The following is a 24,509-nucleotide window of genomic DNA, read 5'->3' as shown; positions in this document are numbered from 1 at the left end:
TTGGTCTGTGTGCCTTTCACTCTTATCGCTCAAGGAAAATATTAAACCTTGCATCAGGTTAGCACCTTGGTTTCCCACAGTGTTTTCACCTGCTTTTTTACAGAGAAACCGGTTGCTGGGCTTCATCGGGCCTGTCCCTCCGCCAGCTCGGGATAAGAGTATCCGCTCAATGAAATATCTTATCGTAAAAGGGCGGAAAGTGTCAATATGAATTAAAGCGATTACGCGCCTTTATTTCGGGAAGCAATGGAAAAACACAAACAAAAAACCTCAAATAGTATAGACTATTTTCAGATATATGTTATACTAATTCCACATTCAGCGAAATACAAATAAACCGGCAAAGGAAGGTTTTTATGAAATTAGTTGATTTAACCGCAGATCTTCAAGCATTACTTGCAAGTCCGAATGTGCATCATAATTTATCGGCTCCAAAACTTACCGAAAAAGTGATCAGCCGAAATGAAGGAACGCTGACATCAACGGGCGCCGTACGCGCCACCACCGGCGCATATACAGGCCGGTCACCTAAAGATAAATTTATCGTACGTGAACAAAGCACAGAAAATCAAATTGATTGGGGCGCGGTGAATCAGCCCATTTCTGAAGAGGCGTTTGAAAAGCTGTACGCCAAAGTCGTCAGCTACTTAAAACAGCGGGATGAACTGTTTGTTTTTGAAGGATTCGCGGGAGCGGATGAAAAATACAGACTGCCGATTACGGTCGTAAATGAATTTGCGTGGCACAATTTATTCGCGCGCCAGCTGTTTATCAGACCGGAGACGGATGAAAGAGATCCGCAAGCGCAGCCTTTCACCATTCTCTCGGCTCCGCATTTTAAAGCAGATCCGGAGACGGACGGCACGCATTCGGAAACGTTTATCATTGTCTCTTTCGAAAAACGCGTCATTTTAATCGGCGGCACCGAATACGCCGGAGAAATGAAAAAATCAATATTCTCCATTATGAACTTCCTGCTTCCGCAGCAGGATATACTGCCGATGCATTGCTCAGCCAACGTCGGTGAAAAAGGCGATGTCGCCCTGTTTTTCGGCCTTTCCGGCACAGGGAAAACGACGCTTTCAGCCGATGCAGACCGCAAACTGATCGGCGATGACGAGCACGGCTGGTCAGATTCCGGCGTTTTCAACATTGAAGGCGGATGTTACGCTAAATGTATCAATCTGAGCGAGGAAAAAGAACCGCAGATTTTTCGTGCGATCCGCTTCGGGTCTGTTCTTGAGAATGTCGTGCTTGATGAAAAAACGGGTGAAGCGGATTACGACAATTCCTTCTACACGGAAAACACAAGAGCCGCATATCCGATTGAGATGATCGGCAATATCGTGCAGCCGAGCATTGCCGGCCATCCGCAGGCGATCGTCTTTCTAACGGCGGACGCATTCGGCGTGCTTCCTCCGATCAGCAAACTGACGAAGGAACAGGCGATGTATCATTTCTTAAGCGGGTACACCAGTAAACTCGCGGGAACCGAGCGCGGCGTGACATCTCCGCAAACGACTTTCTCGACGTGCTTCGGTTCACCGTTCCTTCCGCTTCCGGCGCATGTATATGCCGAAATGCTCGGGCATAAAATCGACGAACACGGCGTTCAAGTCTTTCTGGTCAACACAGGCTGGACCGGCGGAGGGTACGGAGTCGGAGAACGGATGAAACTTTCGTATACAAGAGCGATGGTTAAGGCCGCTATTGAAGGCAGACTGAACCAGACTGACATGACGGCAGACAGCATTTTCGGCCTGCGCAGCCCCGTTCATGTTCCGGGCGTGCCGGATGAAGTTCTTCAGCCTGAAAACACGTGGAGCGATAAACAAGCATACAACGAAAAAGCGCTGTTTTTAGCCAATGAGTTTAAAGAAAACTTTAAAAAGTTTTCCCATGCAGACTCGATTGCCAAAGCCGGCGGACCTCTCGTGTAATCAAAAAAGCCAAGGGCGTTTATGCCCTCGGCTTTTGTTTTTTCAGTTTGTCGAATGAAGCGACGTGAGTCTGTATGTAATGCTTGTCCGGCCGTTCGCCCATTCGAGCTTTTGGACCTCGCCGGTGCCGGATTTCTCGCCGGTTTTCGTTTTGCGCACGTCCATCGGAATATCAAGAGGATAGACGCGGTAGCCCTCTTTCTCCAATAAAAAGATATTTTCCTCTATCCGTTTTTCATTGCCTTTTGTCACAATCATGGTATTAAATTCAACAGGCATTCCCAAAATGAAAATCCCCTTTCATTCTCTTATTCTTTATTATCATATCATAAATCAGGCATCTTACCGCGTCTTCATCCATTCTGCCAGCCGCCGGACAATGCGTCTGTTTTCCTGCGGCGGAAAATAATGCGTAAAACCGCTGTAATACCAAGTTTCCACCGGTTTCCCCGCCTCTTTCAGCTTGTCCTCGATCAGCCGGGCGTGTTCGATCGAAACATTCTCATCATTCTCTCCATGGATGAGCAGCACAGGGGCCTGAATGCGGTCTGCTTTTTCAAACGGCGAACGCCATCTGTATTCATCCGGCACCTTTTTCGGCGTGCCGCCGATCACCCGCTTCATCATCCGCCGCATATCCTTCCGCTCTTCATAAGTAAGCACCATATCGCTCACACCGCCCCATGATACGAGCGAAGCCGCTTGATGCCCCATTTCAATCGCGGTTAAAAGCCCCATGATTCCGCCCCGGGAAAAACCGAAAATATGCACCCGCCCTTCCCTGACGTTCGGATGCTCCCGAAGCAGGCGAAAAGCGGAAAACGCATCCTCTCTGTCCTCTCCCGCAAAATCTTCATTTCCCTCGCCGCCCTGGTTGCCTCTGTAATAAGGCGCAAACACGACAAAGCCTTGGGAAGCGAATTGAACGATTCTTCCGGGGCGTACCATGCCGACATTTTTTATGCCGCCGCGCAAATATAAAAAACCGTCATATGTGCCCGGCGCCGCAGGCTCGGCAAGGAGCCCCTTTACCTTCAGCCCTTCTGACTCATAGCATACCGCAAAGAGGCGGACATGCGGACTCGGAGACGGGAACCTTTTCTTTTCTGCCAGCAAAACAATGCGCCTCCTTATATCATCAGTTTTTTTATTCTTTCCCAACGTGAATATGGGCACTCACACATTTTTTATACCCATCATACGATATGTAAAGCAGAAAAGGTTATTTTAACGCTTAAAACAAGGAGGTTACACCGTGAACAAATGGCTCAAAACGGGCTGCGTTTTTGTCATATGCGCCTTTTTCCTGCTCATTCTTCCGGCCTGCAGACAGGAAGAAAGTCTGACGAAGGTAAAGGTGGCGGAAGTCACACACTCCATCTTCTATACGCCTATGTATGTCGCTGAAGCAAAAGGTTTCTTTAAAAAAGAAGGGCTCCAAGTGTCACTTCAAACAACATGGGGCGGAGACAAAACGATGACATCGCTTTTGTCAAACGGGTCTGATATCGCGCTGGTCGGTTCTGAAACATCCATTTACGTGGAGGCGCAGGGAGCAAAAGATCCGGTCATCAACTTCGCGCAGCTGACACAGACGGACGGCACATTTCTCGTGTCGCGGAAGGATGAGAAATCATTCAAATGGAGCGATTTAAAAGGAAAAACATTTCTCGGCCAGCGAAAAGGCGGCATGCCCCAAATGGCCGGTGAGTACGTCCTGAAAAAGAATCACATAGAGCCGAAAGAAGACATTAACCTCGTTCAAAACATTGATTTCGCCAATATTTCCAACGCATTCGCATCCGGAACGGGTGATTATGTGCAGCTGTTTGAACCGACGGCATCCCAATTTGAAAAAGAAGGCATCGGCCATATCGTCGCATCTTTCGGAGAAGCTTCCGGCCAAGTGCCATACACAACCTTTATGGCAAAAGAAAGTTATTTGAAAACCAATGAAAAGACGGCGGAAAAATTCACCCGCGCCATCTATCGCGCCCAGCAGTGGGTGGAAAGCCATCCGGCCAAAGACATCGCAAAAACGATTCAGAAGGAATTTGCCGATACCGATCCGGCCATAATCGAAACATCAATAGAGCGCTATAAAAAACAAAAGTCATTCTCTGCAGACCCAGTTCTGCAAAAGGATGAATGGGAACAGCTTCAATCTATTATGGATGAAGCCGGAGAGCTCCCGAAACATATTCCGTACAGCAAACTCGTCAACACAAAAATCGCCAAAAAAGTCACCTCAGAACAATAGGAGGAACATGAATGTCTTTTTTACATGTCGATCATGTAACACATACTTATTTCTCGCTGAAAGAAAGAACAACCGCCGTGAAAGATATACATTTTCAGATTGAAAAAGGGGATTTCATCTCCTTCCTCGGGCCGAGCGGATGCGGAAAAACAACACTCCTGTCCATTCTGGCCGGTCTTATCACCCCTGCGCAAGGCAGGGTGCTGATTGAAGGGAGCGTGCCGAACCATAAAGAACACCAAATCGGTTATATGCTTCAGCAGGATTACTTATTTCCTTGGAAATCAATTGAGGAAAACGTGCTGCTCGGTTTACTCATTTCAAAAACATTAACAGAAGAAAAAAGAGCTGAAGTTCTCAGCCTTCTGCCTAAGCTCGGATTAATCGGCGTTGAAAAGAAATACCCGAAAGAGCTGTCAGGCGGAATGCGGCAGCGGGCGGCACTTGCCAGAACTCTTGCGCCGGACCCGGGCCTGCTGCTCCTTGATGAACCGTTTTCCGCGCTGGACTTTCAAACGAAGCTTTCTTTGGAAAACCTTGTCTTCAGAACATTAAAGGATTTTCAAAAAACCGCCGTGCTCGTCACCCACGATATCGGTGAAGCCATCGCCATGAGCGATACGATCTATTTATTTTCGAATCAGCCGGGCACCATCCACCAAATATTCACCGTGCCTAAGGAGCTCGCGGCTTTAGATCCGTTTGACGCGCGTCAGGATCCGGCCTTTCAGCCGCTGTTTCAAACCATATGGAAGGAGCTGAATTCCCTTGAAAAACAGCAGCGGCACGATTGAACAGCTTCATCAGCAGTTTAAGAAAAGACACCAAAAAGAAAAGCTCCGGGTCCGTGCGTATCAGGCCGCCATTTTCATCGTATTTTTTGCCGGCTGGGAAATATCGAGCAGGGCGGGCTGGATCGATCCGTTAATCTTCAGCTCACCCTCCGCCGTTTGCAGGCTTTTAGTTGAAAAGATTGCGGACGCATCCCTTGCGGCGCACATCGGCGTAACCTTAGGAGAAACCGTTCTCGGCTTTTTGCTCGGCACGCTCCTCGGCACATGCCTCGCCGCTCTGTTATGGTGGTCAAACGGGCTCGCCCGGGTTTTAGACCCGTACCTCGTCATTTTAAACGCGATGCCGAAGGTCGCACTCGGACCGATTCTCATCGTGGCACTCGGACCGAATTTCACAAGCATTGTCGCCATGGGAGCAGTCATCAGTGTCATTATCACGACAATCGTCGTCTTTACGGCTTTTCAGGAAGTGGATGAAAACTATATTAAGGTGATGAAAACCTTCGGAGCGAAAAGAAGCATCATGTTTAAAGAAGTCATTCTGCCGGCATGCGCCCCCGCGATTATTTCCGCGCTTAAAGTGAACGTCGGTTTATCCTGGGTCGGTGTCATCGTCGGCGAGTTTCTCGTTTCCGAAAAAGGTCTGGGCTACATGATCATTTACGGATTCCAGGTCTTCAATTTCACTCTTGTGTTCTTAAGCCTTCTGATCATCGCGATTTTTGCGACATTGATGTATCAGGGAGTCGAACTGTTAGAAAGAAAATGGACGAAAGGAAAAATATAAAAAAGACCCGTGCGTAAGCGCCGGGTCTCCGTTTTTTATGATTGAAATACGCCGTCTTCTTTCAGCTTTTTCAGACTGATCGGAAGCACCGAATCTTTCATAATGAAACTGAATTTTTTATTTCGGGGGAGATTCTCCGGCAGTTCGCTGAACAGCACCGGCCCCTTTGTTTCAAAATAATCAGCCTGTTTTTCAAGCTTTTCAATATCGGCAAAATAAATATTCTTCACGATTACCTTTTCCCTGCCGAGAACTTTATACTGTCCGACGTACTTCAGATGTCTTACCGCGGCACCGGTTTCTTCTTTCACCTCGCGCAGGGCCGCTTCCTCCGCACATTCCATCGGCTCCACTTTTCCGCCTGGAAATTCAAACCCCCGGTCTTCGTGCTCAGTCAAAAGCCACTTATCTCCGTATCGGCATATGACCCATACGTGCTTCGGGCTGTCTGAAAAAGGCTGGTGTTCAAAGGAGAGCTGAACAGTGTTCTGATAATAGTCTTTAAACTCGTACATGTTTATCCCTCTAATCCGTTCCTTCATATCTTCCATACATCATACCACAGTTGCGTTTGTTCGGAAGCCCTTTATCAAAAATTCAGAGGAAAACCATCATACCCGCTAGTATAGCCTCCTTTGAAGCAAATGTTACGGTTTGCGCTTGAATTTATTTTTCAGGGTATCCAATAGATCGACGAGCACCTGCGGGACCGGTATGCCCAGCGAGCTTGCCGTAATCACGATCTGAACAGATTCGTATAAGATATAAAACATGATAGCCAAATTACGGATGGCGCCTTCGGTATGAAGCAGCTGGTCAAAAAAATGGCAAACTGAGACTAATGCCAGGGTCACGATTTTTTTGACCAGCCGCGCAAAAAGCTTTCTTGCGCTCAGCTGCTGCAAAAGAGATTCTTTTAAGCTTGTACTGATAAACTCAATCGCCATGACCGATAGCAAAATCAGAAACGAATACTGAAAACCTCCGAAGAAAAACCCCGCTGCCGACACGATCACTGCAAAAAACGAAAAGATGCCAAAGTCTTTGCCCACTTGATCCAACATCCTTTCACAGAAACGGCCTTACATTATTCTATGAAAAGTGAATGGAACGGACTGGATTTTTCAGAAAAATGGACAACACCTCTCTTCGGCAGCCAAATAAAAGACCGAGTGCTTTACAGCCCCGGTCTTCCCTTGTTGATTATCCTAAATACGCTTTCAGCATCCAGTTATGTTTTTCGATATTCTGGTGAATAGCAAGCAGCATATCACCGGTCGTTTCGTCTCCTACCTCATCTGCGAGGTCCATGCCGCTTTTCAGCTCTTCCGCAATGACAGTGAAATCATCATAAATGTTCTGTACCATTTGTTCTGCGCTCTCATTGCCTTCCGCTTCTTTTACAGACGCTGTCTTCAATGATTCCGTCATTGTGCCGATCGGCTTGCCGTTTAATGCCAGCAGACGTTCCGCCAGATCATCAATATATGTAGCCGTTTCGTTATACAGCTCCTCGAATTTTTCATGCAATGTGAAAAAGTCCTTCCCTTTGACGTACCAATGATAGTTATGTAATTTCACATACATGACCGTCCAGTTTGCAACTTGCTTATTGACTGCATCCAATAGTTTTTCTGACATGCCTATCTTCCTCCTTTGGTTTACTATTGATATACCCTATATATCGTGTGTTAAAACATAAATTTTTAGCCCTTGATTTTACGGATGGAAAATATGTTATGATTTGTTAAAAAGGAGGGATTTCATGCTGCTTCTTCTGAGCTTCGGCTTTCTTATCGTGCTCGCCGTGCTGCTTTTATCCATCTGGTCGACTGTAAGAGCTTATAATGTAAAACATACGATTGACCCGCCGGAGGACGCATCAAAAGGCTTGACGGATAAAAAAAATCCTTAATGGTGATGCGTCTGTTCCTCATGGCCGGAGGAATCATCGGCAGCTTCAGCATCCCCGACACGCACTTTTACAGTCGGCATATTATGCTGCTGTTTTGCCGTTACGTGGGATTGAACGGTATACACACCCTCTTCATCAAATTCAGTCCGCAGGTGATACGCCCCTTTTTCCTCCTTGGCCTTGCTTGTTTTGCTGCTGCCTTTTTTTCCTTCTTTCCATACTTCAAACATAACTTCATCCGCATCCGTGACACGCTTGCCGCCGTAAAAAACCTCCGCCTTGTATTCCGCTTTTTCATGCGGTGCTGCCGTTTCCGGTCCTGTAAGCTTGACCTCAAGCGCTTTAGGCTCTTCATCCGCGGAGGTTTTGTCCGAATTGCCCCCGCAGGAAGATAATAGAAATACCATACCGCACATACCTGCCAATACAGCCCGTTTCATCCCATCACTCCTTCATGTTTGCTTCTATTTTAGCAAACGCTTACACATAAGGTGTGACATTTTTTAGAAATATGTAAAAAAGCCTTTTTGCATGTCAGCAAAAAGGCCTGTTTTTTATCCGAACACTTTCAGCAAATCTTCTTTATCTTGTGACAGCCAGAAACGCATCAGACGTTTTGCGCCTTCTAAATCATGAAGTTTCGCCTGGCCGCACTGTTTTTCGTTGGCCGCCGGAATCTCCGTAATATCGATGGCTTCTTTCAGCGTAGCGTCAAGCAGGTCTACAATTTCTTCCGCTGTCGGCTCGCCGCTGACAACAAGATAATAGCCTGTCTGGCAGCCCATCGGTGAGATATCTATGATGTCGAAGTGATCGTATTTCTCAGAATGTGTGCGAATCGTAAACGCAAGCAAGTGCTCAAGCGTATGAATCGTATCCGGCTTCATCGCCTGTTTGTTCGGCTGGCAGAAGCGAATGTCAAACTTATTCACGACGCCGTCTGTTCCGACTTTATGCACTCCGCAATGTCTTACATACGGAGCCACAACCGCATTATGGTCAAGCTCAAAACTTTCTACTGAAGGCATAATGGCACTCCCTTTTTTTCAGAATATGCATCCATTATAACACAGTTTTCCGATAAGAATTGTGGCGGAAGCTTTTCAATCTGAAATTTTTTTTCTATACTAGCATCAGAAAGGTGGTTTTTTGATGAAAACCATAATGATTGCGTTCATCCGCGGATACCAGAAGTTCATCTCTCCGCTGACACCGCCGTCATGCCGCTTTTATCCGACGTGTTCGCAGTACGGAATCGAAGCCGTCAAGACTCACGGCGCATTAAAAGGCGGATGGCTGACACTGAAGCGGATTTTAAAGTGCCACCCTTTTCATCCGGGCGGTGTTGATCCCGTACCGGACAAAAAACAAAAACATTAGTCCATATGCTGGTAGCCGTCGATCACCAGATCAAGTTTACCGGTTTCAGGATCAATCACCAGACCGTGCACCGGCACATTGTCAGGGAATAGCGGATGGTGTTTAATGACGTTTACGCTGTCTGTAACACTTGCTTCTACTGAATCAAAGCTTTTCAGCCATTGATCAAGATCAACTCCTGAGTGCTTCAGCATGTCAATCCGCTCTTTCGGAATACCGCGGTCGATAATTTTATCGAGCATATCCTCGCTGTTGATTTTGCTCATGCCGCAATCATGGTGGCCGATAACGCAGACTTCATCGGCGTTTAATTCGTATACGGCCACTAAAAGGCTGCGCATGATACTTCCGAACGGGTGGGCGACAAGCGCGCCGGCACTTTTAATAATTTTCACATCGCCGTTTCGCATGTTCATCGCATGCGGAAGCAATTCTACAAGACGTGTGTCCATACAGGACAAAATCGCCATCTTTTTATCCGGGAATTTAGATGTTTGGTATTTTTCATAATCTTTGTTTTTAGTGAACTGCTCATTAAATTGCATGATATCGTTTAGAAGACTCATCTTGGTGTTTCCTTTCTGCTTTTTTATTCACAATATAACATAAGACGGGTCATTTCGTCACTCCCCGCACGGATGACAAAGTGCTCAATAAATAAGACAAACCCCATTGGGCTTGTCTTATTTCCCCATATTGTATTTTTTGTTGAACTGTTCGACTCTCCCGCCTTTTTCGTTGAATTTTTGGCGGCCTGTATAAAATGGATGCGTATCTGAGCTGACCTCTACTTTAATCAGCGGGTATGTTTTTCCGTCTTCCCACTCTGCCGTTTCCTCTGATTTTTTCGTAGAATGGCTTAAAAAGCGATAGCCGCTGTTCACATCTTGAAAAATCACCTGATGGTTATCCGGATGAATATCTTTTTTCATGCTGATCTCCCTTTCTCAAATCGTAATAATTACGTTTTATTCTAAACCTTAAATAACCGCTTGTCAATCATATATGCCCTGATCCCTTGATTTCTAAACCCTGCACATATATGGAATCGGAAGAATAATCTAATCGCTTCAGCAAATAATATAACCACATTACATAAAACGGTAATTTAGAAAGGCGGTTTATGATCGTGGATGATTTAGTGTTAGCCAGAAGCCTGTTCGGGACAACCATGGGCTTTCATATTATTTTTGCGACGCTTGGTGTCGGCTTGCCTCTGATGATTTTAATGGCTGAATTGATTTATCAAAAAACAAAAGATCCGCATTATGCCATTATGGCGAAAAGGTGGACGAAGGCGCAGGCTGTTCTGCTCGGCGTGGCGATACCGACCGGAACGATCGCGGGTACACAGCTTGCCCTTTTGTGGCCCGGATTCATGGAAGTCATCGGCAGGGTGATGTCCCTCCCGTTTCAGATTGAAATTTATGCTTTCTTTATCGAAGCGCTGTTTATGTCCATTTATGTCTACGCCGCTGACCGGCTGACTCCGGCGATGCGTATCATTGCCGTTATTTTTGTTTTGATCGGCGCCGCGGCATCCGCCGTCTTAATCACAAATGTTCACGCATTTGAAGGAACGCCGGCCGGCTTTAAAATTTTAAACGGCAAAATCACTGACGTCGAACCTTGGGCAGCGTTTTTTAATCCAAGCTTTTTCACCACCGCGGGCCATGTCGTACTGACGGCTTTCATGACCGGTGCATTTATCGTTGCGTCAGTTGCGGCTTATAAAATGCTGAGAACGAGAAAACAGGAGCAGGTATACCGCTTTCACCGAAAAGCGCTGCTGCTCGCCTTAACGATCGGCGGGATATTCTCCATTATTGCCTCTTTAAACGGTCACGAGTCAGCCCAGCTTCTTTACGAATACCAGCCTGAGAAGCTTGCGGGCGCAGAAGGGCTGTTTGAAACTAGATCACACGCTCCGCTTGCGATCGGAGGTTTTACTGATGCAAAAGAAGAAAAAGTAAAATGGGCGATAGAAGTGCCATGGGCTTTAAGCTTTTTGGCTGCAAACAGCTTTGATACCGTCGTCAAAGGATTGAACGCCTTTCCGAAAGACGAGTGGCCGCCTTTATTCATCCATACACTGTTTAACGGAATGGTCGGCATCGGGATGCTGCTCATTTTGTACTCAATCATCGGCATCGTGTGGAGAAAAATTTTAAAGAAAGACAGCTTTCCGACTTGGCTTTTGATTTTATTTTTAACCGCAGGACCGCTCAGTCTGATCGGAATTGAATTCGGGTGGATATTCGCTTGTACGGGGCGGCAGCCGTGGGTGATTTACCATCTCTTGAAAACGTCAGATGTCGTCACGACAACCGGTTCAATCGGTTTGCTGTTCATCCTGTTTACAGTGGTTTACGCCATTTTGGCAGCCGCAGTCATTTATGTGCTGCTTTATTATTTCCGCAAACATCCCGTTGAGGAGGATGTAAAAGCGGCGGAATCCTAACAATAGAAAGGGCTGAATTGAAATGGACATTACCATGGATGCTCTCATTGCGATATCCATCGTATGGGGCTTCGTGTTTATCTACGCGGTCATGGCAACGATGGACTTCGGAGCCGGCTTTTGGTCGATGATTTATTTAAATAGAGAACAAACAAAGGCGACAAACATCGCCAACCGTTATTTGTCCCCGACATGGGAAGTGACCAACGTCTTTATCGTCGCAATCGTTGTCGCCCTATTCAGCTTCTTTCCAGGGGCAACCTTCGTGCTGGGAACCGTTTTATTGATCCCGGGGAGTATTATTTTGCTGCTTTTAGCCATCCGCAGCGGCTTTCTCGTCTTCTCCAATACGGCGAAGGAAAGAAAAATCATGAGATATATCTCCGGAATTTCGGGCTTCATTATTCCCGCTGTGCTGATTTTGGTCCTTCCGGTCACACACGGAGGATTTATTGATAAGACGGGCGGCGTGTATCACCTGAATTTGGCAAATGTCTTTACAAGCCTTAATGCGTATGCGTTTATCGGCTTTGCCATTTTAAGCACTTTATTTTTATCTTCACTGCTTCTGGCCGATTTTTCAAATGTTGCGGAAGAGGAGCATGCGTACCGCATCTACAGACGGAGCTCTTTAATAACAGGGCCGCTGTCGCTTCTTTTTGCCTTCTTCATTATGCTGACATTACGCTCTGAAGCCGGCTGGCTGTATACGGGCATGATGAAAGACAAGACATGGCTCATTCTGTCTGTCATTACATTTATCATTGCCGGCGTGGCTCTGTTTTTGCCGAATAAGCACTTCGGCCGCAACCTCGGCAAACCGAGAATCGCCATGATCGCCATTGCGCTTCAATACTTTCTGGCAAGCTATGCATACGGACGGGCGCATCTTCCTTATATGATTTATCCGGATATTACGGTCATGTCAGGATTTACGGAGCCGGCAACCTTCAGGGCGCTGTTTATGACGTATATCGTCGCTTTCATCATTTTGTTTCCCGGGTTTTATTTCTTCTGGAAGCTCTTTATGAAAGACAGACGTTATATCCGCCAGGAGGAATAACAAAAATCAGGGCGGCTCATACTAATGGCGTACCTTTTATCTTGGAGGGGAGCCAGCATGGACCAAAAAATTCTGTGTGAAGTCAATAACTGTTCATATTGGGGCAGAGGAAACAAATGCACGGCCGACGCTATTTATGTGGTCAGCCATACAGGCGAAACCGCTGAAAAAAGTGAAGAAACGGATTGCAAAACCTTTAAACCGCATGATTTATAAAAGAAAAGAGCTGTTTTATACAGCTCTTTTTCATTTCCGTGCCGCAAGCCTTTTTGAAATCAGCCCCTGAGCCGGAGAAAACCGCGCGGATGAGAAGCATGGCAGAAAGGCGGTTCGCCGGCAAATATATGCGGCGGCAGACAGTACAATATCGCATTCATGACAAGCACATAATTTTTTATCAAGATGTACATCTTGGCCCCAGCCAGAGAGCAACACCTGCGCGCTGTTTGAAGAATAAAAAAATCATCGCATTCGCCTATAAAAAAAACCGGCTGATACAGCCGGTTCAAACTGGGGAAGGGGTGATGATGAACAATTTCAATATAACAGCAGCATACAGGCAGCTCAACTCGCTGAAATGTCTTTTTATCAGTTGTTTGTCGTAAAAACGTCCATTTGGGTGACGTATTTTCTCATTATTTCCTGATTGACTTCAACACCCAGTCCGGGACCGTCCGGAACAGAGATGAACCCCTCTTCGATACGGATGTCGGGAGTGACAATATCCTCCTCCCAGTATCGGTCTGATGAGGAAATGTCACCCGGTATCGTAAATTGCGGCAGCGAAGCGAGCGCGACTGTCTGCGCTCTCGAAATGCCGGTTTCAAACATTCCGCCGCACCAAACCGGCATGTGATGCTCTCTGCATAAGTCATGTATTTTTAAAGCCTCTGTCAGGCCTCCTACACGCGCTGGTTTTATGTTAATGATTTTACAGCTCCCAAGCTCAATCGCCCGCCTTGCGTCATCATATGAGCATATGCTTTCATCGAGGCATACCGCGGTTCTCAAGTGTTTCTGCAGGTGGCGGTGATCGACAATATCATCTGCCTGAAGCGGCTGTTCTATCATCATGAGCTGGAATTCATCCAACTCTTTCAGCCTGCTGATGTCTTTCAGTTCATATGCCGAGTTGGCATCCGCCATCAGCGGTACGTTCGGAAAACGGCTGCGGATGACTCTGATCAGATCAACGTCATGGCCGGGCTGAATTTTTATTTTTATACGTTGATAACCTTCTTTTACGTATTGCTCAATTTCCCGAAGCATCTCATCAGCCGAAGCCAGACCCACCGCCACGCCGGCGGGCACTTTATCTCTTTTTCCCCCTAAGGCTTCTGCGAGAGATATCCCCTTTTTCTTGGCATATAGATCCCACACGGCTGATTCAAGCCCCGCTTTTGCCATGCGGTTTCCTTTGAAACGCGCGAGACTGTCAGGCACTTCTGACGGATGGAAAAACTCGCGGCCTACGACATTTGGGATAAAAAAATCTCTCAGCATATGCGCGCATGTCTGAATCGTTTCTTCTGTATACCACGGAGAAGAAAACGCCGATACCTCCCCCCAGCCGGTTCTCCCGGTTTCATCGATCGCTTCCACGATCAAAAATTTACGGTCCTGCAGCGTTTCAATACTTGTTTTAAACGGTTTTTTCAGCCTCATACTTACATGATAAAGGGTGATTTTTTCAATCTTAATCATGACAATTCTCCTTTACGAAGCTCATTCAGCCGATGCCTCATCAGTTTATTGGACGCGTTCCGCGGGAGCCCGTCAACCTCGAAAAAAGCAGCCGGTATTTTATATTTTGCAAGCCGCTCACGGCAAAAGGCGGTCAGCTCCTCAGAACTGACAGAAGAAGTCAGCACGAGAAAAGCATGCGGCACTTTCCCCCACTTCGGGTCTTCGGCTCCCGAAACACCGGCCTCCCCTACAGCCGGATGGGCAAGCAGCGCCGCTTCCACTTCTGCCGGGTAGATGTTCTCTCCGCCTGAAATAATGAGGTCCGACCGCCTGTCCAGCACGTATAAAAACCCTTCATCATCCAAATATCCAAGATCGCCCGTTTTAAACCATCCATTATGAAAAGCGGCCTGGTTTGCGTCATCACGATGGTAATACCCTTTCATTACATTCGGGCCTTTCACCGTAATTTCACCGTGTTCAAACGGCGCACAAGGGTTCCCGTCTTTTTCAATTCTAATTTCACATGAAAACAGCGGTTTACCGGCCGAGCCGAGCTTGTCCATACTGAATTCCGGAGAAAGCGTGACAATCTGTGAGCAGGTTTCAGTCAAGCCGTAAGATTGAAACACCGGAAATTGTTTCCTGCGGCATTCTTCAAGGAGCGGCAGCGGTGCAGGACCCCCGCCAAGCAGAATGCAGCGCAGTGATTCAGGACATTGTTCAGTTTCCGCAAGCAGGCCCGAAAGCATGGTCTGCACCGCTGAAATGATCGTGACCTGATGGGAGCTGATGCTGTCAAGCACATCAGTGACAGAAAATTTTTGATGAAGCACGACAGGCATGCCGTAAATGACCGACTTAAACAGCGCAGACAGACCGCTGATATGAAACAGCGGCAGCGCAATAAGCCAGCGGTCCCGCTCCGTGACCCCCAGATTCAGCGCAGACGATACAGCGCTGGAATAATGATTACCGAAAGTCTGCTGCACCCCCTTCGGCCTTCCTGTTGTTCCTGACGTATACATAAGAGTCGCCGTATCATCAAGCGTTACATAAGCTTCTGGCTCCATGTCACCCGCCTCTTCAGCCTGCAGCTCGTCCACATCTGCGGTGGCGACCGCAGATTCATATTCTTCGCGGCAAAAACCGTCCTCCGTCAATAAAAGCTTTGCCTGTGAATCTTCGAGCTGAAACAACCGTTCCTGTTTTGAGAGCTTCGTATTCAACAGCACAGCTTCCGCCCCTAATAAGAAGCAGGCGTGAACGGCATAAACCATTTCCGGTCTGTTAGAAAGCAAAATCGCAGCGCGGTCTCCTTTTTTAAGCGAGCAGTATTTGGACAGCCGCGCGGCCATTTGCCTAGAAGCATGATATAATTCTCTGAATGTCATCTGTTTGTTTTCAAATATGAGAGCGATTCTCTCTGGTGTCAGCTGAGCCCTTTGAATGAGCCAATTCGGCTGTTCTGTCAGCATGTTATCATCTCCGAGGTAAAAGTACTTTTTTTGAAAAGAAAACAGCTTGGACCAGAGCGGCTCAAGCTGTTTCGTAGTGTCATCTGATCACGGAAAACGAGGGAACTGACCGAAATCGGGACTGCGTTTCTCTTTAAAGGAATCGCGGCCCTCTTTCGCTTCGTCAGTCGTGTAATAAAGAAGCGTTGCATCTCCTGCAAATTGCTGAATTCCGGCGAGGCCGTCTGTATCTGCGTTAAATGCCGCTTTAAGGAAACGAAGGGCTGTAGGGCTTTTCTCAAGCATTTCTTCACACCATTTAATTGTTTCCTCTTCAAGTTTCTCTAATGGGACAACTGTATTGACAAGCCCCATGTCGAGCGCTTCCTGCGCGTTGTATTGACGGCACAGGTACCAGATTTCACGGGCTTTCTTATGTCCGACGATACGCGCCAGGTAACCTGAGCCGTAACCGGCATCAAAGCTTCCCACTTTCGGTCCGGTTTGGCCGAAAATCGCGTTATCGGCCGCAATCGTTAAATCACAGACGATATGAAGCACATGTCCTCCGCCGATGGCATAGCCTGATACCATCGCTACGACCGGTTTAGGAATCACGCGGATCAAACGCTGAAGATCAAGCACATTCAGACGAGGGATCTGATCGTCTCCGACATATCCGCCGTGACCGCGGACTTTTTGGTCTCCGCCTGAACAGAATGCTTTATCTCCCGCTCCCGCAAGAACGATGACACCAATATTGGAGTCATCACGCGCACGAGCAAACGCGTCAATCATTTCTGATACCGTCTTAGGAGTAAATGCGTTATGTACCTCCGGGCGGTTAATTGTTATTTTTGCAATACCGTTATACGTCTCGTACAGGATTTCATCGTACTGACGTTCACTTTTCCATTCTGCAGCCATTGATATGACCTCCTTCATTTTTGCCTGAGTCCGGCCGAAAAGCTATTTTCTTTATGCTTTACAAGCCGTATAAAAACTCACTTACTATCTTACCAAAAATTCGCGGCTGTTCCACATGTACCGTGTGCCCCGCCTGTTTGACAACCTCTATTTTACTTGATGGGAGCAGGTTATGCACCTTTTGATTAATAGCGCAAAACTTTTCATCCCATTCACCGCATATGAGCAGGACGGGCGCCTTGATGCGGTGTAATGCCTCCCACCAGGAAGGCTGTGAGCCCGTCCCCATTCCGAGCAGGCTTCCTGCAAGTCCGGACGGATTATTTTTCAGCCTGCCGGCACGGATGGATGCCTTTACGCTGTCCGGCAGAGAAAGCTGCGAGGCAAACAACGGAATGCCCTCCCAATAATCGACAAACGATGTTATACCTTCCCGCAATATAAAGTCAGCAAGCTTCCGGTCTGACTGAATCCGCTTTTTGCGTTCCTGAAGCGTGCTCAGGCCCGGGGTTGTACTTTCCAAAACAAGCGCTGACACCCGATGCGGAAATGCCTGTGCAAAGGAATACGCAAGTCTTCCCCCCATAGAATAACCAATAAGTTTCACTTTGTGAAGTTTTAATTGATCAAAAACGGCGGCAAGGTCCGCAACCTGCCGGCTCGCACTGTACCTTGCCGCTTGCACAGGCGCGTCTGTCTCCCCGTGACCCAGACAGTCAATCATCACCATTCGTTCGCCGGGAAACATGCCGCGTAAAAACATCCATGATTCTTTGCTGCCCGTAAATCCATGCAGACAAACAATAGCTTCAGATGATTCGTGGCCGCTATCAGCAGCCCGATAGCACACGCCGTCGGCCGTTTTAACTGTTACAGCTTCCATTCTTTTTTCACTTCCCGCACTGCGGCCTGCAGCAGATCGCGATGGAATTGAACTCTTGATGTCCGATCTGTTTTCAGCTCGATTATATGAAGTCCGGGCTTGTCCGCCTGCGGCTGATACGCATCCTTAAATGCTTCCCATGTCTCAGGGCAAGTATACGTCCCGCCGTACAGTGCGGCGGCATGCCGGAAATCAAGGCCCGTCGGCGTACCGAACAGTTCTTCAAAATGAGTCTTATCAGATGCCTGCGGCAAAAACGAGAAAATCCCGCCGCCATCATTGTTTATTAAAATAACCGTAAGCGGAATTCCAAGTTTTTTAGCCGCTAACAGCCCGTTTAAATCATGGTAAAACGATAAATCTCCAATTACAAGCGTGACAGGAGCTTTTGTACCTTCACACAGTCCCATAGCCGAGGAGACAACCCCGTCAATGCCGTTAGCGCCGCGGTTGGCATAAACACGGAAGGAACGATCTTGTTTTTCAAAGAACGTATCCACGTCGCGAATCGGCATGCTGTTGCCGACAAAAATCGAACTGCCTTCAGGGACAAGATGCTGAAGCTGACGATATACATTTCCTTCAAAAGATAAATCATCCATGCTCGCATCCTGTAAATGACTCCGGAACCGCTCATTGACAAACTGCCATTTCTCAAGCCATCCGGACGGCCGTTTTCCGGTTTCAGCTGAACGGACCGCTTCCAAAAACACAGACGGATGGCAATGAATCATATGCGCGCCGGCCTGGGTGGGATCTCTCCATCCTCCGTCTTCATCGACGATAAACTGCTCAATGGCAGGATCATCTCTGAGCCATAAAAAGAGCGGTTTCGAAACCGGCATCGGGCCGAAGCGGATCACAGCGTCCGGGCGCAGCGCCTCTTTTATTTCTTCATCTTTTAAAAACGAGTCATAAGCATCAATAATCAGCGTCTTATCATGCTCCCCGTTTCGGAGGTTTGAAAGCGGGTCAGCTAAAATCGGGAACTGAAGCATCTCGGCAAGCGCGATGATTTGCTGCTTTTCTGCTTCACCGTGAATTTCGCCGCAGACGATCACACCTTTTTCGGTACCCGCAAGACGCTCTGTAATATGACAGAGAGAATCTTGATCAGCTGACTGAATCCCTGTTGTGACTGAGACGTGCCGCCCCTTTCTCATTCTTTCAAAAGGTCCGGCTGATAAATCCGGCATCAAAGGCTCTCTGAGCGGCACATTGATATGGACTGGCCCCATCGGGCGCTTCCCGGCTTCACTCACGGCTCTGCCGGCCAATGTTCTGATATAGCTCAGCATTTGAGGATTTTCTTCAGGCAGAGCCGAGTCTGTGAAAAACTTAACAAAGTTACCGAACAGAAAATGCTGGTTAATCGCCTGAGGCGCCCCCACTTCCCTCAATTCATGAGGCCGATCAGCAGTCAGGACAATAAGAGGCACTCTTGAATAATGAGCTTCAATCACGGCCGGATAGAAGTTAGCCGCCGCCGTTCCTGACGTACAAATCAGCATGACCGGACGCTGACGGGCTTTTGCAAGACCGAGTGCGAAAAAACCTGCGGATCGTTCATCAATCTGTATATGGACTTGAATATCCGGGTGGGCCGCCGCCAAAACCGCCAAGGGAGTTGACCTCGACCCCGGGCAAACAACCGCGTCGGTGACACCCGATAGAGCGAATTCATCAATAAAGCTTCCGATATAATGTGTAATCGGGTTTGTCAAAGCCTTTCACCTCCTAAAGCAGAGATCATCGGCTTTAGTTTAATTTGTGTTTCTTCATATTCTGATTGCGGATCTGAATCTTCAACAATGCCGCAGCCTGCGAAAAGCCGCGCATTTTTGCCTTCAATCAGCCCTGATCGGATAGCCACGACAAATTCTCCGTTTTCCCTGCCGTCCATCCAGCCGATCGGAGCCGCATACCATCCGCGTGTCATCGGTTCAATATCAGCGATAACTTCAACAGCTTTCTGCTGGGGAGCTCCGCCCAATGCCGGCGTGGGATGCAGCTTTTCAATTAAATCAAACAGCGAAGCGGACGTTTTAAGATGGCCTGTGATCGGTGTATATAGATGCTGAACACTTTTTGTTTTATATAATTGCGGACCTGCAGGCTTTTTCACATCGCTGCAGCTCGACAAGAAAGAATCGTGTATCATCTGAACCACAAAATCATGTTCCGCGAGATTTTTTTCGTCATGCAGCAGCTCTTTGCCGAGACGGTCATCTTCTTGTTGATTTTCTCCGCGCTTAATTGAACCTGCCAGACAGGTGGACATAACGTCTTTGCCGGATTTTTTGATCAGCCGTTCCGGTGAAGCGCCGACAAAGCATTTATCTCCCTGCTCAATCGCAAAAACATAGCTTGTCGTTTGGTCCTTCAAAAGCTTGCGGACAACGCTCTCTGTCGGAATAGGCCCATCATATGACAAAACGACTTCCCTTGCCAGCACGACTTTATCATATTGATTTGCTTTCATATCATTTGTTGCTGTTTTAATGGCTTCAAGCCAGTTTTCCACATCAAGTTCTTCCGCTTTTGTTAAAACAGGATATTCTTCATACTCGATTGAAGAAACTGAAAAAGCTTCCGAAAAAGATTTCAGACGTTTCAGCGTATCTTCTGCCTGATTACCGTCTGCCGCCCATTGATTGACGGTTAAATAATCACCATCTGCCGTCTTTGTCAGCATGAGTGAGGGGATAAAGAACAGTCCTTCTTCGAACCCGTTCCATTCGTCTCCTCTCTCTTCAGCGGGATTAAATGAAAAACCGCCGAATAAGACAGGGCCGACCGCGGTATGCGCCGCCTCTTCTTCATGAATATGAAAAGCCGTCTTTTTAAAGCGCTCCCATTGTTCAAAAACGTCGTGATAACGCTTTCCATTTTTTTCATTCGATTGGAACAGCGCTTCTGTGCCAAGACCGACTATTGTTAATTCACTACCGGGTTCTGACCAAAAAAATCGTTTGCCTTTATATTTTTTTGCTCCGTCTTTGAAAAATGATAGAGGGTCTAAAGACGCAATACGTCTTGAATAGCTCAATAAGACAGCATGGTTGACTTGTTTGGCTTTATGTAATGCATGATCTGCTTCCTCTCGGAACGTATGCTGCACCGTTGTCACCATGAGACATTCCTCCATAATCCGTTAAATGCTTTTAATACAATACACCTGTGATGACTTTGTGTCAAACACACAGATTTGAGCACGACAAAATGCCTGCATTTCTTATTATAAACCTTTTTGCGCAAATGAATAAAGAAACAAACTTGAATTTTCTTTCCCCACTCTCGGCAATCACTGTATCCTTTTACTTCCTCATGGGAAAATGACTATTTTTATCCACCATTTTTCTGCGCAAAAGCGTTCATACTAACAGTAAGCATCACATAGAAACGAGGGATTGATGTGCTTACAAACGAACAGATTACACACTTAAAAAAAGAATTGGAAGAAGCCAGACATGATATTTTGAGCCGCTTTAAAGAAAATGATCAATTTCAGTTAACTGATGAATTCCCGTATCAGTCATCCGGCGAATTGTCTTCCTATGACAATCATCCCGGCGATCAGGCGACCGAATTATACGAGCGGGAAAAAGACCTGGCTCTGCTCGACCATGAACGAGAGCACCTTCGCGATATTGATTACTCTCTGAAACAAATTGAAAACGGCACATACGGCACGTGTGAAGTCAGCGGCAAGGACATTCCTTATGACAGACTCGAAGCTCTGCCGACGGCTACAACATTGGCGGAATATTCCTCGCAGGATGCCGTTTCCAAAGACAGGCCGATTGAAGAGGAAACACCGTTCGGACAGTTTGAATTTGATGATGATGAATCAATCCGGGCTGCTTACGATAGTGAAGATGCTTATCAGGATGTTGAGGAATACGGAAACTCAGAAACGCCTCAGGATTTAGAGGATCCGCCGCTCAGCTATGGGGATATGACAATGAACTCCGAAGAAAACATCGGCTATGCTGAGGATTATGAAAACTTTATCGCGACAGATATTACCGGAAAAAACATTTCCGTGTATCCAAGCAAAGCACACGAAAAATATGAACAGGAACTGGACGAAGAAGGAATAATGACGACCTTTGGCGATCTTCATGCTGATTAAAACCCCGGCCTGCCGGGGTTTTTGAATACAAATAAATGGTTTGCTGCATTTTCACACTGAAAACTCATACACTTAATGGTGCATGAACCTTTTAAAAGGTTTAACATTTCCAAAAAAGGGAATTAACGTGTTGACATTGAATGACGGAGGGGACAAATGAAAAAGAAGTATATCGGTGCGATTATTGTATTTATCATTACATATGTCTTGTTTTCTTTAGCGGGAGTTCTCTTTCCCATCGACCGGGAATGGTATGACGCGCTGCAAAAACCTGACTGGACGCCGAGCGGATCAGTGATCGGCATCATATGGGCGGTTTTGTTTGCGCTTATTTCGCTCTCAGCAGCCTTGATATACGCAAAGTTTTCATGTAAAGAATCCAAAGCTTTTTGGGTGATGCTTCTCATCAATTATATCGTGAATCAAGGGTTCAGCTATTTTCAATTCACACAGAAAAATTTGCTTGCTGCATCTATCGATTGCCTGCTTGTGGCGGTGACAACACTCATTCTGTTGCTCATTGCCGGTAAATACAGTAAAGCTTCAGCCTGGCTTCTGGTTCCTTATTTATTATGGAGCGCTTTTGCCACATACCTGTCTTTTACCATTTACGCTACGAACGCATAATAAAAAACCTTGCATAGTATGCAAGGTTTTTTAATGACCCGTACGGGATTCGAACCCGTGTTACCGCCGTGAAAGGGCGGTGTCTTAACCGCTTGACCAACGGGCCTTATGGCGGAGAAGGAGGGATTTGAACCCTCGCGCCGCTTACACGACCTACACCCTTAGCAGGGGCGCCTCTTCAGCCACTTGAGTACTTCTCCGTATGGCTCCACAGGCAGGATTCGAACCTGCGACCGATCGGTTAACAGCCGATAGCTCTACCACTGAGCTACTGTGGAAAAATCATCATGGTGGGCCTGAGTGGACTCGAACCACCGACCTCACGCTTATCAGGCGTGCGCTCTAACCAGCTGAGCTACAGGCCCATGACAATATAAAAATGGAGCGGGTGATGGGAATCGAACCCACGACATCAGCTTGGAAGGCTGAGGTTTTACCACTAAACTACACCCGCATGTTGTTTGGGGCGATTGATGGGAATCGAACCCACGAGTGCCAGAGCCACAATCTGGTGCGTTAACCACTTCGCCACAACCGCCAAAACAATATTAAATTAAATGGTGGCTCGGGACGGAATCGAACCGCCGACACACGGATTTTCAGTCCGTTGCTCTACCAACTGAGCTACCGAGCCTTGTTATAAATGGCGGTCCGGACGGGACTCGAACCCGCGACCTCCTGCGTGACAGGCAGGCATTCTAACCAACTGAACTACCGGACCATTTTTTGGTTGCGGGGGCAGGATTTGAACCTGCGACCTTCGGGTTATGAGCCCGACGAGCTACCGAACTGCTCCACCCCGCGATGATAATTAAATTAGATATGGCGGAGGAAGAGGGATTCGAACCCCCGCGGGCTTTGACACCCCTGTCGGTTTTCAAGACCGATCCCTTCAGCCAGACTTGGGTATTCCTCCGTATAAGTGGTGGACCTTGTAGGACTCGAACCTACGACCGGACGGTTATGAGCCGTCTGCTCTAACCAACTGAGCTAAAGGTCCAATGGTAGCGGCGGAGGGGATCGAACCCCCGACCTCACGGGTATGAACCGTACGCTCTAGCCAGCTGAGCTACACCGCCAAAAAACAATTAAAATCAAGTGGAGCCTAGCGGGATCGAACCGCTGACCTCCTGCGTGCAAAGCAGGCGCTCTCCCAGCTGAGCTAAGGCCCCAAAATGGTCGGGAAGACAGGATTCGAACCTGCGACCCCATGGTCCCAAACCATGTGCTCTACCAAGCTGAGCTACTTCCCGTTTTTCAAAAGTATGTATGGCGCGCCCGAGAGGAGTCGAACCCCTAACCTTTTGATCCGTAGTCAAACGCTCTATCCAATTGAGCTACGGGCGCAACAATAAGTGCCGAGGGCCGGACTTGAACCGGCACGGTAGTCACCTACCGCAGGATTTTAAGTCCTGTGTGTCTGCCAATTCCACCACCCCGGCATGGATGGTATAGTATAGTTGGAGCGGAAGACGGGATTCGAACCCGCGACCCCCACCTTGGCAAGGTGATGTTCTACCACTGAACTACTTCCGCGTTTGGCAATGCGGATGAAGGGACTTGAACCCCCACGTCTGTAAAGACACTAGAGCCTGATTCTAGCGCGTCTGCCAATTCCGCCACATCCGCAAGAAAAAATGGTGAGCCATGAAGGACTCGAACCTTCGACCCTCTGATTAAAAGTCAGATGCTCTACCAACTGAGCTAATGGCTCTTATTACAAGAGACTTATATAGTATAACATATAAAGGTGGTGCCGGCAAGAGGACTTGAACCCCCAACCTACTGATTACAAGTCAGTTGCTCTACCAATTGAGCTACACCGGCTTAATACGCCAACTTATGTATGATAGGAATGGTGGAGGATGACGGGCTCGAACCGCCGACCCTCTGCTTGTAAGGCAGATGCTCTCCCAGCTGAGCTAATCCTCCATATATTACACTTGAGTGTAATGGCTTGGCGGCGTCCTACTCTCACAGGGGGAAACCCCCGACTACCATCGGCGCTGAAGAGCTTAACTTCCGTGTTCGGCATGGGAACGGGTGTGACCTCTTCGCTATCGCCACCAAACCATTGAGAGTGTTCTCTCAAAACTAGATAACAGTAAGCATACATTCAAATTGGTTAAGTCCTCGATCGATTAGTATCTGTCAGCTCCATGTGTCGCCACACTTCCACCTCAGACCTATCAAC

26 protein-coding genes, 21 tRNA genes, 1 rRNA gene and 1 riboswitch are annotated in these 24,509 nt (G+C 47.4%); of the genes, 11 read left to right on the top strand and 37 right to left on the bottom strand.

The window, feature by feature from the left end; genetic code table 11:
- Positions 1-19: 19 nt before the first annotated feature.
- A riboswitch (SAM riboswitch) is annotated at positions 20-159 on the bottom strand.
- A gap of 197 nt (positions 160-356) precedes the next feature.
- Positions 357-1,940: a phosphoenolpyruvate carboxykinase (ATP) gene (gene pckA, locus ACWHAR_RS00240; protein WP_007613256.1), complete on the top strand. Its 1,584-nt coding sequence runs from the start codon at positions 357-359 to the stop codon at positions 1,938-1,940.
- Between the two features lie 42 nt (positions 1,941-1,982).
- Here the strand turns inward: pckA and ACWHAR_RS00235 are convergent, their stop codons facing one another.
- Both ACWHAR_RS00235 and ACWHAR_RS00230 read right to left on the bottom strand, forming a co-directional pair.
- Positions 1,983-2,225, bottom strand: a complete 243-nt coding sequence (locus tag ACWHAR_RS00235) for a DUF2584 domain-containing protein (RefSeq protein WP_003152249.1) — start codon at positions 2,223-2,225, stop codon at positions 1,983-1,985.
- Between the two features lie 57 nt (positions 2,226-2,282).
- Positions 2,283-3,056: an alpha/beta hydrolase family protein gene (locus ACWHAR_RS00230; RefSeq protein ID WP_032873560.1), complete on the bottom strand. Its 774-nt coding sequence runs from the start codon at positions 3,054-3,056 to the stop codon at positions 2,283-2,285.
- 139 nt (positions 3,057-3,195) lie between these two features.
- Between ACWHAR_RS00230 and ACWHAR_RS00225 the strand changes: the two genes are divergently transcribed.
- Genes ACWHAR_RS00225 through ACWHAR_RS00215 form a run of 3 tightly spaced genes read left to right on the top strand, consistent with a single transcriptional unit; the run spans position 3,196 to position 5,781 of the window.
- The gene (locus tag ACWHAR_RS00225) at positions 3,196-4,200 is read left to right on the top strand and encodes an ABC transporter substrate-binding protein (RefSeq protein WP_032873558.1); all 1,005 of its coding nucleotides are present in this window, start codon (positions 3,196-3,198) and stop codon (positions 4,198-4,200) included.
- An 11-nt stretch (positions 4,201-4,211) separates the two neighbouring features.
- The gene (locus ACWHAR_RS00220; protein WP_032873555.1) at positions 4,212-4,994 is read left to right on the top strand and encodes an ABC transporter ATP-binding protein; all 783 of its coding nucleotides are present in this window, start codon (positions 4,212-4,214) and stop codon (positions 4,992-4,994) included.
- On the top strand, positions 4,969-5,781 hold the full coding sequence (locus ACWHAR_RS00215; RefSeq protein WP_032873553.1) for an ABC transporter permease: 813 nt from the start codon (positions 4,969-4,971) through the stop codon (positions 5,779-5,781). Before ACWHAR_RS00220 ends, ACWHAR_RS00215 begins: the two co-directional genes overlap by 26 nt.
- A gap of 35 nt (positions 5,782-5,816) precedes the next feature.
- Here the strand turns inward: ACWHAR_RS00215 and ytkD are convergent, their stop codons facing one another.
- From ytkD to ACWHAR_RS00200, 3 genes are all read right to left on the bottom strand, one after another.
- Positions 5,817-6,296, bottom strand: a complete 480-nt coding sequence (gene ytkD, locus ACWHAR_RS00210; RefSeq protein ID WP_003152244.1) for an RNA deprotection pyrophosphohydrolase — start codon at positions 6,294-6,296, stop codon at positions 5,817-5,819.
- Between the two features lie 132 nt (positions 6,297-6,428).
- Positions 6,429-6,833, bottom strand: a complete 405-nt coding sequence (locus ACWHAR_RS00205) for a phage holin family protein (protein WP_007408834.1) — start codon at positions 6,831-6,833, stop codon at positions 6,429-6,431.
- Positions 6,834-6,984: 151 nt separating this feature from the next.
- A complete protein-coding gene (locus ACWHAR_RS00200; RefSeq protein WP_007408835.1) occupies positions 6,985-7,422 on the bottom strand; it encodes a Dps family protein in 438 nt (145 codons plus the stop codon).
- A 124-nt stretch (positions 7,423-7,546) separates the two neighbouring features.
- Between ACWHAR_RS00200 and ytzI the strand changes: the two genes are divergently transcribed.
- A complete protein-coding gene (ytzI, locus tag ACWHAR_RS00195; RefSeq protein WP_007408836.1) occupies positions 7,547-7,696 on the top strand; it encodes a YtzI protein in 150 nt (49 codons plus the stop codon).
- Here the strand turns inward: ytzI and ACWHAR_RS00190 are convergent.
- Together ACWHAR_RS00190 and ACWHAR_RS00185 are read right to left on the bottom strand one after the other, a co-directional pair.
- On the bottom strand, positions 7,693-8,136 hold the full coding sequence (locus ACWHAR_RS00190; RefSeq protein WP_014418701.1) for a FixH family protein: 444 nt from the start codon (positions 8,134-8,136) through the stop codon (positions 7,693-7,695). The genes ytzI and ACWHAR_RS00190 overlap by 4 nt on opposite strands.
- A 114-nt stretch (positions 8,137-8,250) precedes the next feature.
- Positions 8,251-8,724 carry an S-ribosylhomocysteine lyase gene (locus ACWHAR_RS00185; protein WP_003152237.1) on the bottom strand — a complete coding sequence of 158 codons (474 nt, stop codon included), beginning with the start codon at positions 8,722-8,724 and terminating at the stop codon, positions 8,251-8,253.
- Between the two features lie 124 nt (positions 8,725-8,848).
- On the opposite strand from ACWHAR_RS00185, the gene yidD reads away from it, so the two are divergent.
- Positions 8,849-9,076 carry a membrane protein insertion efficiency factor YidD gene (gene yidD, locus ACWHAR_RS00180; RefSeq protein ID WP_007408838.1) on the top strand — a complete coding sequence of 76 codons (228 nt, stop codon included), beginning with the start codon at positions 8,849-8,851 and terminating at the stop codon, positions 9,074-9,076.
- On the opposite strand, the gene ACWHAR_RS00175 is transcribed toward yidD, so the two are convergent.
- Both ACWHAR_RS00175 and ACWHAR_RS00170 read right to left on the bottom strand, forming a co-directional pair.
- Complete coding sequence (locus ACWHAR_RS00175) at positions 9,073-9,642, bottom strand: beta-class carbonic anhydrase (protein ID WP_003152233.1); 570 nt, start codon at positions 9,640-9,642, stop codon at positions 9,073-9,075. The genes yidD and ACWHAR_RS00175 overlap by 4 nt on opposite strands.
- Positions 9,643-9,759: 117 nt before the next feature.
- Positions 9,760-10,008, bottom strand: coding sequence for a type B 50S ribosomal protein L31 (locus ACWHAR_RS00170; protein WP_007613295.1), 249 nt, complete (start codon positions 10,006-10,008; stop codon positions 9,760-9,762).
- A gap of 197 nt (positions 10,009-10,205) precedes the next feature.
- Between ACWHAR_RS00170 and ACWHAR_RS00165 the strand changes: the two genes are divergently transcribed.
- Genes ACWHAR_RS00165 through ACWHAR_RS00155 form a run of 3 tightly spaced genes read left to right on the top strand, consistent with a single transcriptional unit; the run spans position 10,206 to position 12,816 of the window.
- Positions 10,206-11,537, top strand: a complete 1,332-nt coding sequence (locus ACWHAR_RS00165) for a cytochrome ubiquinol oxidase subunit I (protein WP_003152226.1) — start codon at positions 10,206-10,208, stop codon at positions 11,535-11,537.
- A gap of 22 nt (positions 11,538-11,559) precedes the next feature.
- Positions 11,560-12,600: a cytochrome d ubiquinol oxidase subunit II gene (locus ACWHAR_RS00160; RefSeq protein WP_032873551.1), complete on the top strand. Its 1,041-nt coding sequence runs from the start codon at positions 11,560-11,562 to the stop codon at positions 12,598-12,600.
- Positions 12,601-12,657: 57 nt separating this feature from the next.
- A complete protein-coding gene (locus ACWHAR_RS00155; RefSeq protein WP_007408842.1) occupies positions 12,658-12,816 on the top strand; it encodes a DUF1540 domain-containing protein in 159 nt (52 codons plus the stop codon).
- Positions 12,817-13,188: 372 nt separating this feature from the next.
- Here the strand turns inward: ACWHAR_RS00155 and menC are convergent, their stop codons facing one another.
- From menC to ACWHAR_RS00125, 6 genes are all read right to left on the bottom strand, one after another.
- On the bottom strand, positions 13,189-14,304 hold the full coding sequence (gene menC / locus ACWHAR_RS00150; RefSeq protein ID WP_032873547.1) for an o-succinylbenzoate synthase: 1,116 nt from the start codon (positions 14,302-14,304) through the stop codon (positions 13,189-13,191).
- Positions 14,301-15,764: an o-succinylbenzoate--CoA ligase gene (locus ACWHAR_RS00145; RefSeq protein WP_032873545.1), complete on the bottom strand. Its 1,464-nt coding sequence runs from the start codon at positions 15,762-15,764 to the stop codon at positions 14,301-14,303. The genes menC and ACWHAR_RS00145 overlap by 4 nt, the downstream gene beginning before the upstream one ends.
- A gap of 87 nt (positions 15,765-15,851) precedes the next feature.
- Entirely contained in the window at positions 15,852-16,670 is an 819-nt protein-coding gene (menB, locus tag ACWHAR_RS00140) for a 1,4-dihydroxy-2-naphthoyl-CoA synthase (RefSeq protein WP_007408846.1), read from the bottom strand.
- A gap of 58 nt (positions 16,671-16,728) precedes the next feature.
- Positions 16,729-17,553 (bottom strand): 2-succinyl-6-hydroxy-2,4-cyclohexadiene-1-carboxylate synthase, encoded by an 825-nt coding sequence (menH, locus tag ACWHAR_RS00135; protein ID WP_032873544.1) that lies wholly within the window; start codon positions 17,551-17,553, stop codon positions 16,729-16,731.
- Positions 17,541-19,277: a 2-succinyl-5-enolpyruvyl-6-hydroxy-3-cyclohexene-1-carboxylic-acid synthase gene (gene menD, locus ACWHAR_RS00130; RefSeq protein ID WP_032873542.1), complete on the bottom strand. Its 1,737-nt coding sequence runs from the start codon at positions 19,275-19,277 to the stop codon at positions 17,541-17,543. Before menD ends, menH begins: the two co-directional genes overlap by 13 nt.
- On the bottom strand, positions 19,274-20,686 hold the full coding sequence (locus ACWHAR_RS00125; protein WP_032873540.1) for an isochorismate synthase: 1,413 nt from the start codon (positions 20,684-20,686) through the stop codon (positions 19,274-19,276). The genes menD and ACWHAR_RS00125 overlap by 4 nt, the downstream gene beginning before the upstream one ends.
- Before the next feature lie 282 nt (positions 20,687-20,968).
- Here ACWHAR_RS00125 and ACWHAR_RS00120 point away from each other — a divergent pair, with 282 nt between their 5' ends.
- The gene (locus ACWHAR_RS00120) at positions 20,969-21,688 is read left to right on the top strand and encodes a TraR/DksA C4-type zinc finger protein (protein ID WP_007613312.1); all 720 of its coding nucleotides are present in this window, start codon (positions 20,969-20,971) and stop codon (positions 21,686-21,688) included.
- Positions 21,689-21,844: 156 nt separating this feature from the next.
- Positions 21,845-22,315: a TspO/MBR family protein gene (locus ACWHAR_RS00115; protein WP_032873537.1), complete on the top strand. Its 471-nt coding sequence runs from the start codon at positions 21,845-21,847 to the stop codon at positions 22,313-22,315.
- A gap of 34 nt (positions 22,316-22,349) precedes the next feature.
- Here ACWHAR_RS00115 and ACWHAR_RS00110 read toward each other — a convergent pair.
- From ACWHAR_RS00110 to rrf, 22 genes are all read right to left on the bottom strand, one after another.
- A tRNA-Glu gene (locus ACWHAR_RS00110) sits at positions 22,350-22,421 on the bottom strand.
- A 3-nt stretch (positions 22,422-22,424) separates the two neighbouring features.
- A tRNA-Ser gene (locus ACWHAR_RS00105) sits at positions 22,425-22,515 on the bottom strand.
- Positions 22,516-22,518: 3 nt separating this feature from the next.
- Positions 22,519-22,593, bottom strand: a tRNA-Asn gene (locus ACWHAR_RS00100).
- A gap of 10 nt (positions 22,594-22,603) precedes the next feature.
- Positions 22,604-22,680: transfer RNA gene (locus ACWHAR_RS00095), tRNA-Ile, on the bottom strand.
- 15 nt (positions 22,681-22,695) lie between these two features.
- Positions 22,696-22,769: transfer RNA gene (locus ACWHAR_RS00090), tRNA-Gly, on the bottom strand.
- Positions 22,770-22,777: 8 nt separating this feature from the next.
- Positions 22,778-22,853: transfer RNA gene (locus ACWHAR_RS00085), tRNA-His, on the bottom strand.
- Positions 22,854-22,873: 20 nt separating this feature from the next.
- Positions 22,874-22,949, bottom strand: a tRNA-Phe gene (locus tag ACWHAR_RS00080).
- 10 nt (positions 22,950-22,959) lie between these two features.
- Positions 22,960-23,036, bottom strand: a tRNA-Asp gene (locus ACWHAR_RS00075).
- A gap of 6 nt (positions 23,037-23,042) precedes the next feature.
- Positions 23,043-23,119 (bottom strand) — tRNA-Met (locus ACWHAR_RS00070).
- Between the two features lie 19 nt (positions 23,120-23,138).
- A tRNA-Ser gene (locus ACWHAR_RS00065) sits at positions 23,139-23,231 on the bottom strand.
- 7 nt (positions 23,232-23,238) lie between these two features.
- Positions 23,239-23,315 (bottom strand) — tRNA-Ile (locus ACWHAR_RS00060).
- A 2-nt stretch (positions 23,316-23,317) separates the two neighbouring features.
- Positions 23,318-23,394, bottom strand: a tRNA-Met gene (locus ACWHAR_RS00055).
- 20 nt (positions 23,395-23,414) lie between these two features.
- Positions 23,415-23,487 (bottom strand) — tRNA-Ala (locus tag ACWHAR_RS00050).
- Between the two features lie 4 nt (positions 23,488-23,491).
- Positions 23,492-23,568, bottom strand: a tRNA-Pro gene (locus ACWHAR_RS00045).
- Positions 23,569-23,585: 17 nt separating this feature from the next.
- Positions 23,586-23,662, bottom strand: a tRNA-Arg gene (locus ACWHAR_RS00040).
- Positions 23,663-23,671: 9 nt separating this feature from the next.
- Positions 23,672-23,757, bottom strand: a tRNA-Leu gene (locus ACWHAR_RS00035).
- A gap of 19 nt (positions 23,758-23,776) precedes the next feature.
- Positions 23,777-23,851: transfer RNA gene (locus ACWHAR_RS00030), tRNA-Gly, on the bottom strand.
- A 9-nt stretch (positions 23,852-23,860) separates the two neighbouring features.
- A tRNA-Leu gene (locus tag ACWHAR_RS00025) sits at positions 23,861-23,944 on the bottom strand.
- 9 nt (positions 23,945-23,953) lie between these two features.
- Positions 23,954-24,029: transfer RNA gene (locus tag ACWHAR_RS00020), tRNA-Lys, on the bottom strand.
- 37 nt (positions 24,030-24,066) lie between these two features.
- Positions 24,067-24,142 (bottom strand) — tRNA-Thr (locus ACWHAR_RS00015).
- Positions 24,143-24,171: 29 nt separating this feature from the next.
- Positions 24,172-24,247, bottom strand: a tRNA-Val gene (locus tag ACWHAR_RS00010).
- A 23-nt stretch (positions 24,248-24,270) separates the two neighbouring features.
- Positions 24,271-24,386: ribosomal RNA gene (rrf, locus tag ACWHAR_RS00005) — 5S ribosomal RNA — on the bottom strand.
- Positions 24,387-24,509: the final 123 nt, after the last annotated feature.

The organism is Bacillus sp. LR--39 (assembly GCF_053613335.1).
This window is presented reverse-complemented; position numbering and strand designations above follow the sequence as displayed.

What these genes read in the sequence shown, in the direction of transcription:
- ytkD (WP_003152244.1), bottom strand. Translation starts at nt 6,296, where the DNA reads ATGTACGAGTTTAAAGACTATTATCAGAACACTGTTCAGCTCTCCTTT.
- ACWHAR_RS00190 (WP_014418701.1), bottom strand. Translation starts at nt 8,136, where the DNA reads ATGAAACGGGCTGTATTGGCAGGTATGTGCGGTATGGTATTTCTATTA.
- ACWHAR_RS00175 (WP_003152233.1), bottom strand. Translation starts at nt 9,642, where the DNA reads ATGAGTCTTCTAAACGATATCATGCAATTTAATGAGCAGTTCACTAAA.
- ACWHAR_RS00160 (WP_032873551.1), top strand. Translation starts at nt 11,560, where the DNA reads ATGGACATTACCATGGATGCTCTCATTGCGATATCCATCGTATGGGGC.
- ACWHAR_RS00185 (WP_003152237.1), bottom strand. Translation starts at nt 8,724, where the DNA reads ATGCCTTCAGTAGAAAGTTTTGAGCTTGACCATAATGCGGTTGTGGCT.
- ACWHAR_RS00170 (WP_007613295.1), bottom strand. Translation starts at nt 10,008, where the DNA reads ATGAAAAAAGATATTCATCCGGATAACCATCAGGTGATTTTTCAAGAT.
- menH (WP_032873544.1), bottom strand. Translation starts at nt 17,553, where the DNA reads ATGGAAGCTGTAACAGTTAAAACGGCCGACGGCGTGTGCTATCGGGCT.
- ACWHAR_RS00145 (WP_032873545.1), bottom strand. Translation starts at nt 15,764, where the DNA reads ATGCTGACAGAACAGCCGAATTGGCTCATTCAAAGGGCTCAGCTGACA.
- ACWHAR_RS00220 (WP_032873555.1), top strand. Translation starts at nt 4,212, where the DNA reads ATGTCTTTTTTACATGTCGATCATGTAACACATACTTATTTCTCGCTG.
- ACWHAR_RS00200 (WP_007408835.1), bottom strand. Translation starts at nt 7,422, where the DNA reads ATGTCAGAAAAACTATTGGATGCAGTCAATAAGCAAGTTGCAAACTGG.
- pckA (WP_007613256.1), top strand. Translation starts at nt 357, where the DNA reads ATGAAATTAGTTGATTTAACCGCAGATCTTCAAGCATTACTTGCAAGT.
- yidD (WP_007408838.1), top strand. Translation starts at nt 8,849, where the DNA reads ATGAAAACCATAATGATTGCGTTCATCCGCGGATACCAGAAGTTCATC.
- menB (WP_007408846.1), bottom strand. Translation starts at nt 16,670, where the DNA reads ATGGCTGCAGAATGGAAAAGTGAACGTCAGTACGATGAAATCCTGTAC.
- menC (WP_032873547.1), bottom strand. Translation starts at nt 14,304, where the DNA reads ATGATTAAGATTGAAAAAATCACCCTTTATCATGTAAGTATGAGGCTG.
- ACWHAR_RS00125 (WP_032873540.1), bottom strand. Translation starts at nt 20,686, where the DNA reads ATGGTGACAACGGTGCAGCATACGTTCCGAGAGGAAGCAGATCATGCA.
- ACWHAR_RS00155 (WP_007408842.1), top strand. Translation starts at nt 12,658, where the DNA reads ATGGACCAAAAAATTCTGTGTGAAGTCAATAACTGTTCATATTGGGGC.
- ACWHAR_RS00115 (WP_032873537.1), top strand. Translation starts at nt 21,845, where the DNA reads ATGAAAAAGAAGTATATCGGTGCGATTATTGTATTTATCATTACATAT.
- ytzI (WP_007408836.1), top strand. Translation starts at nt 7,547, where the DNA reads ATGCTGCTTCTTCTGAGCTTCGGCTTTCTTATCGTGCTCGCCGTGCTG.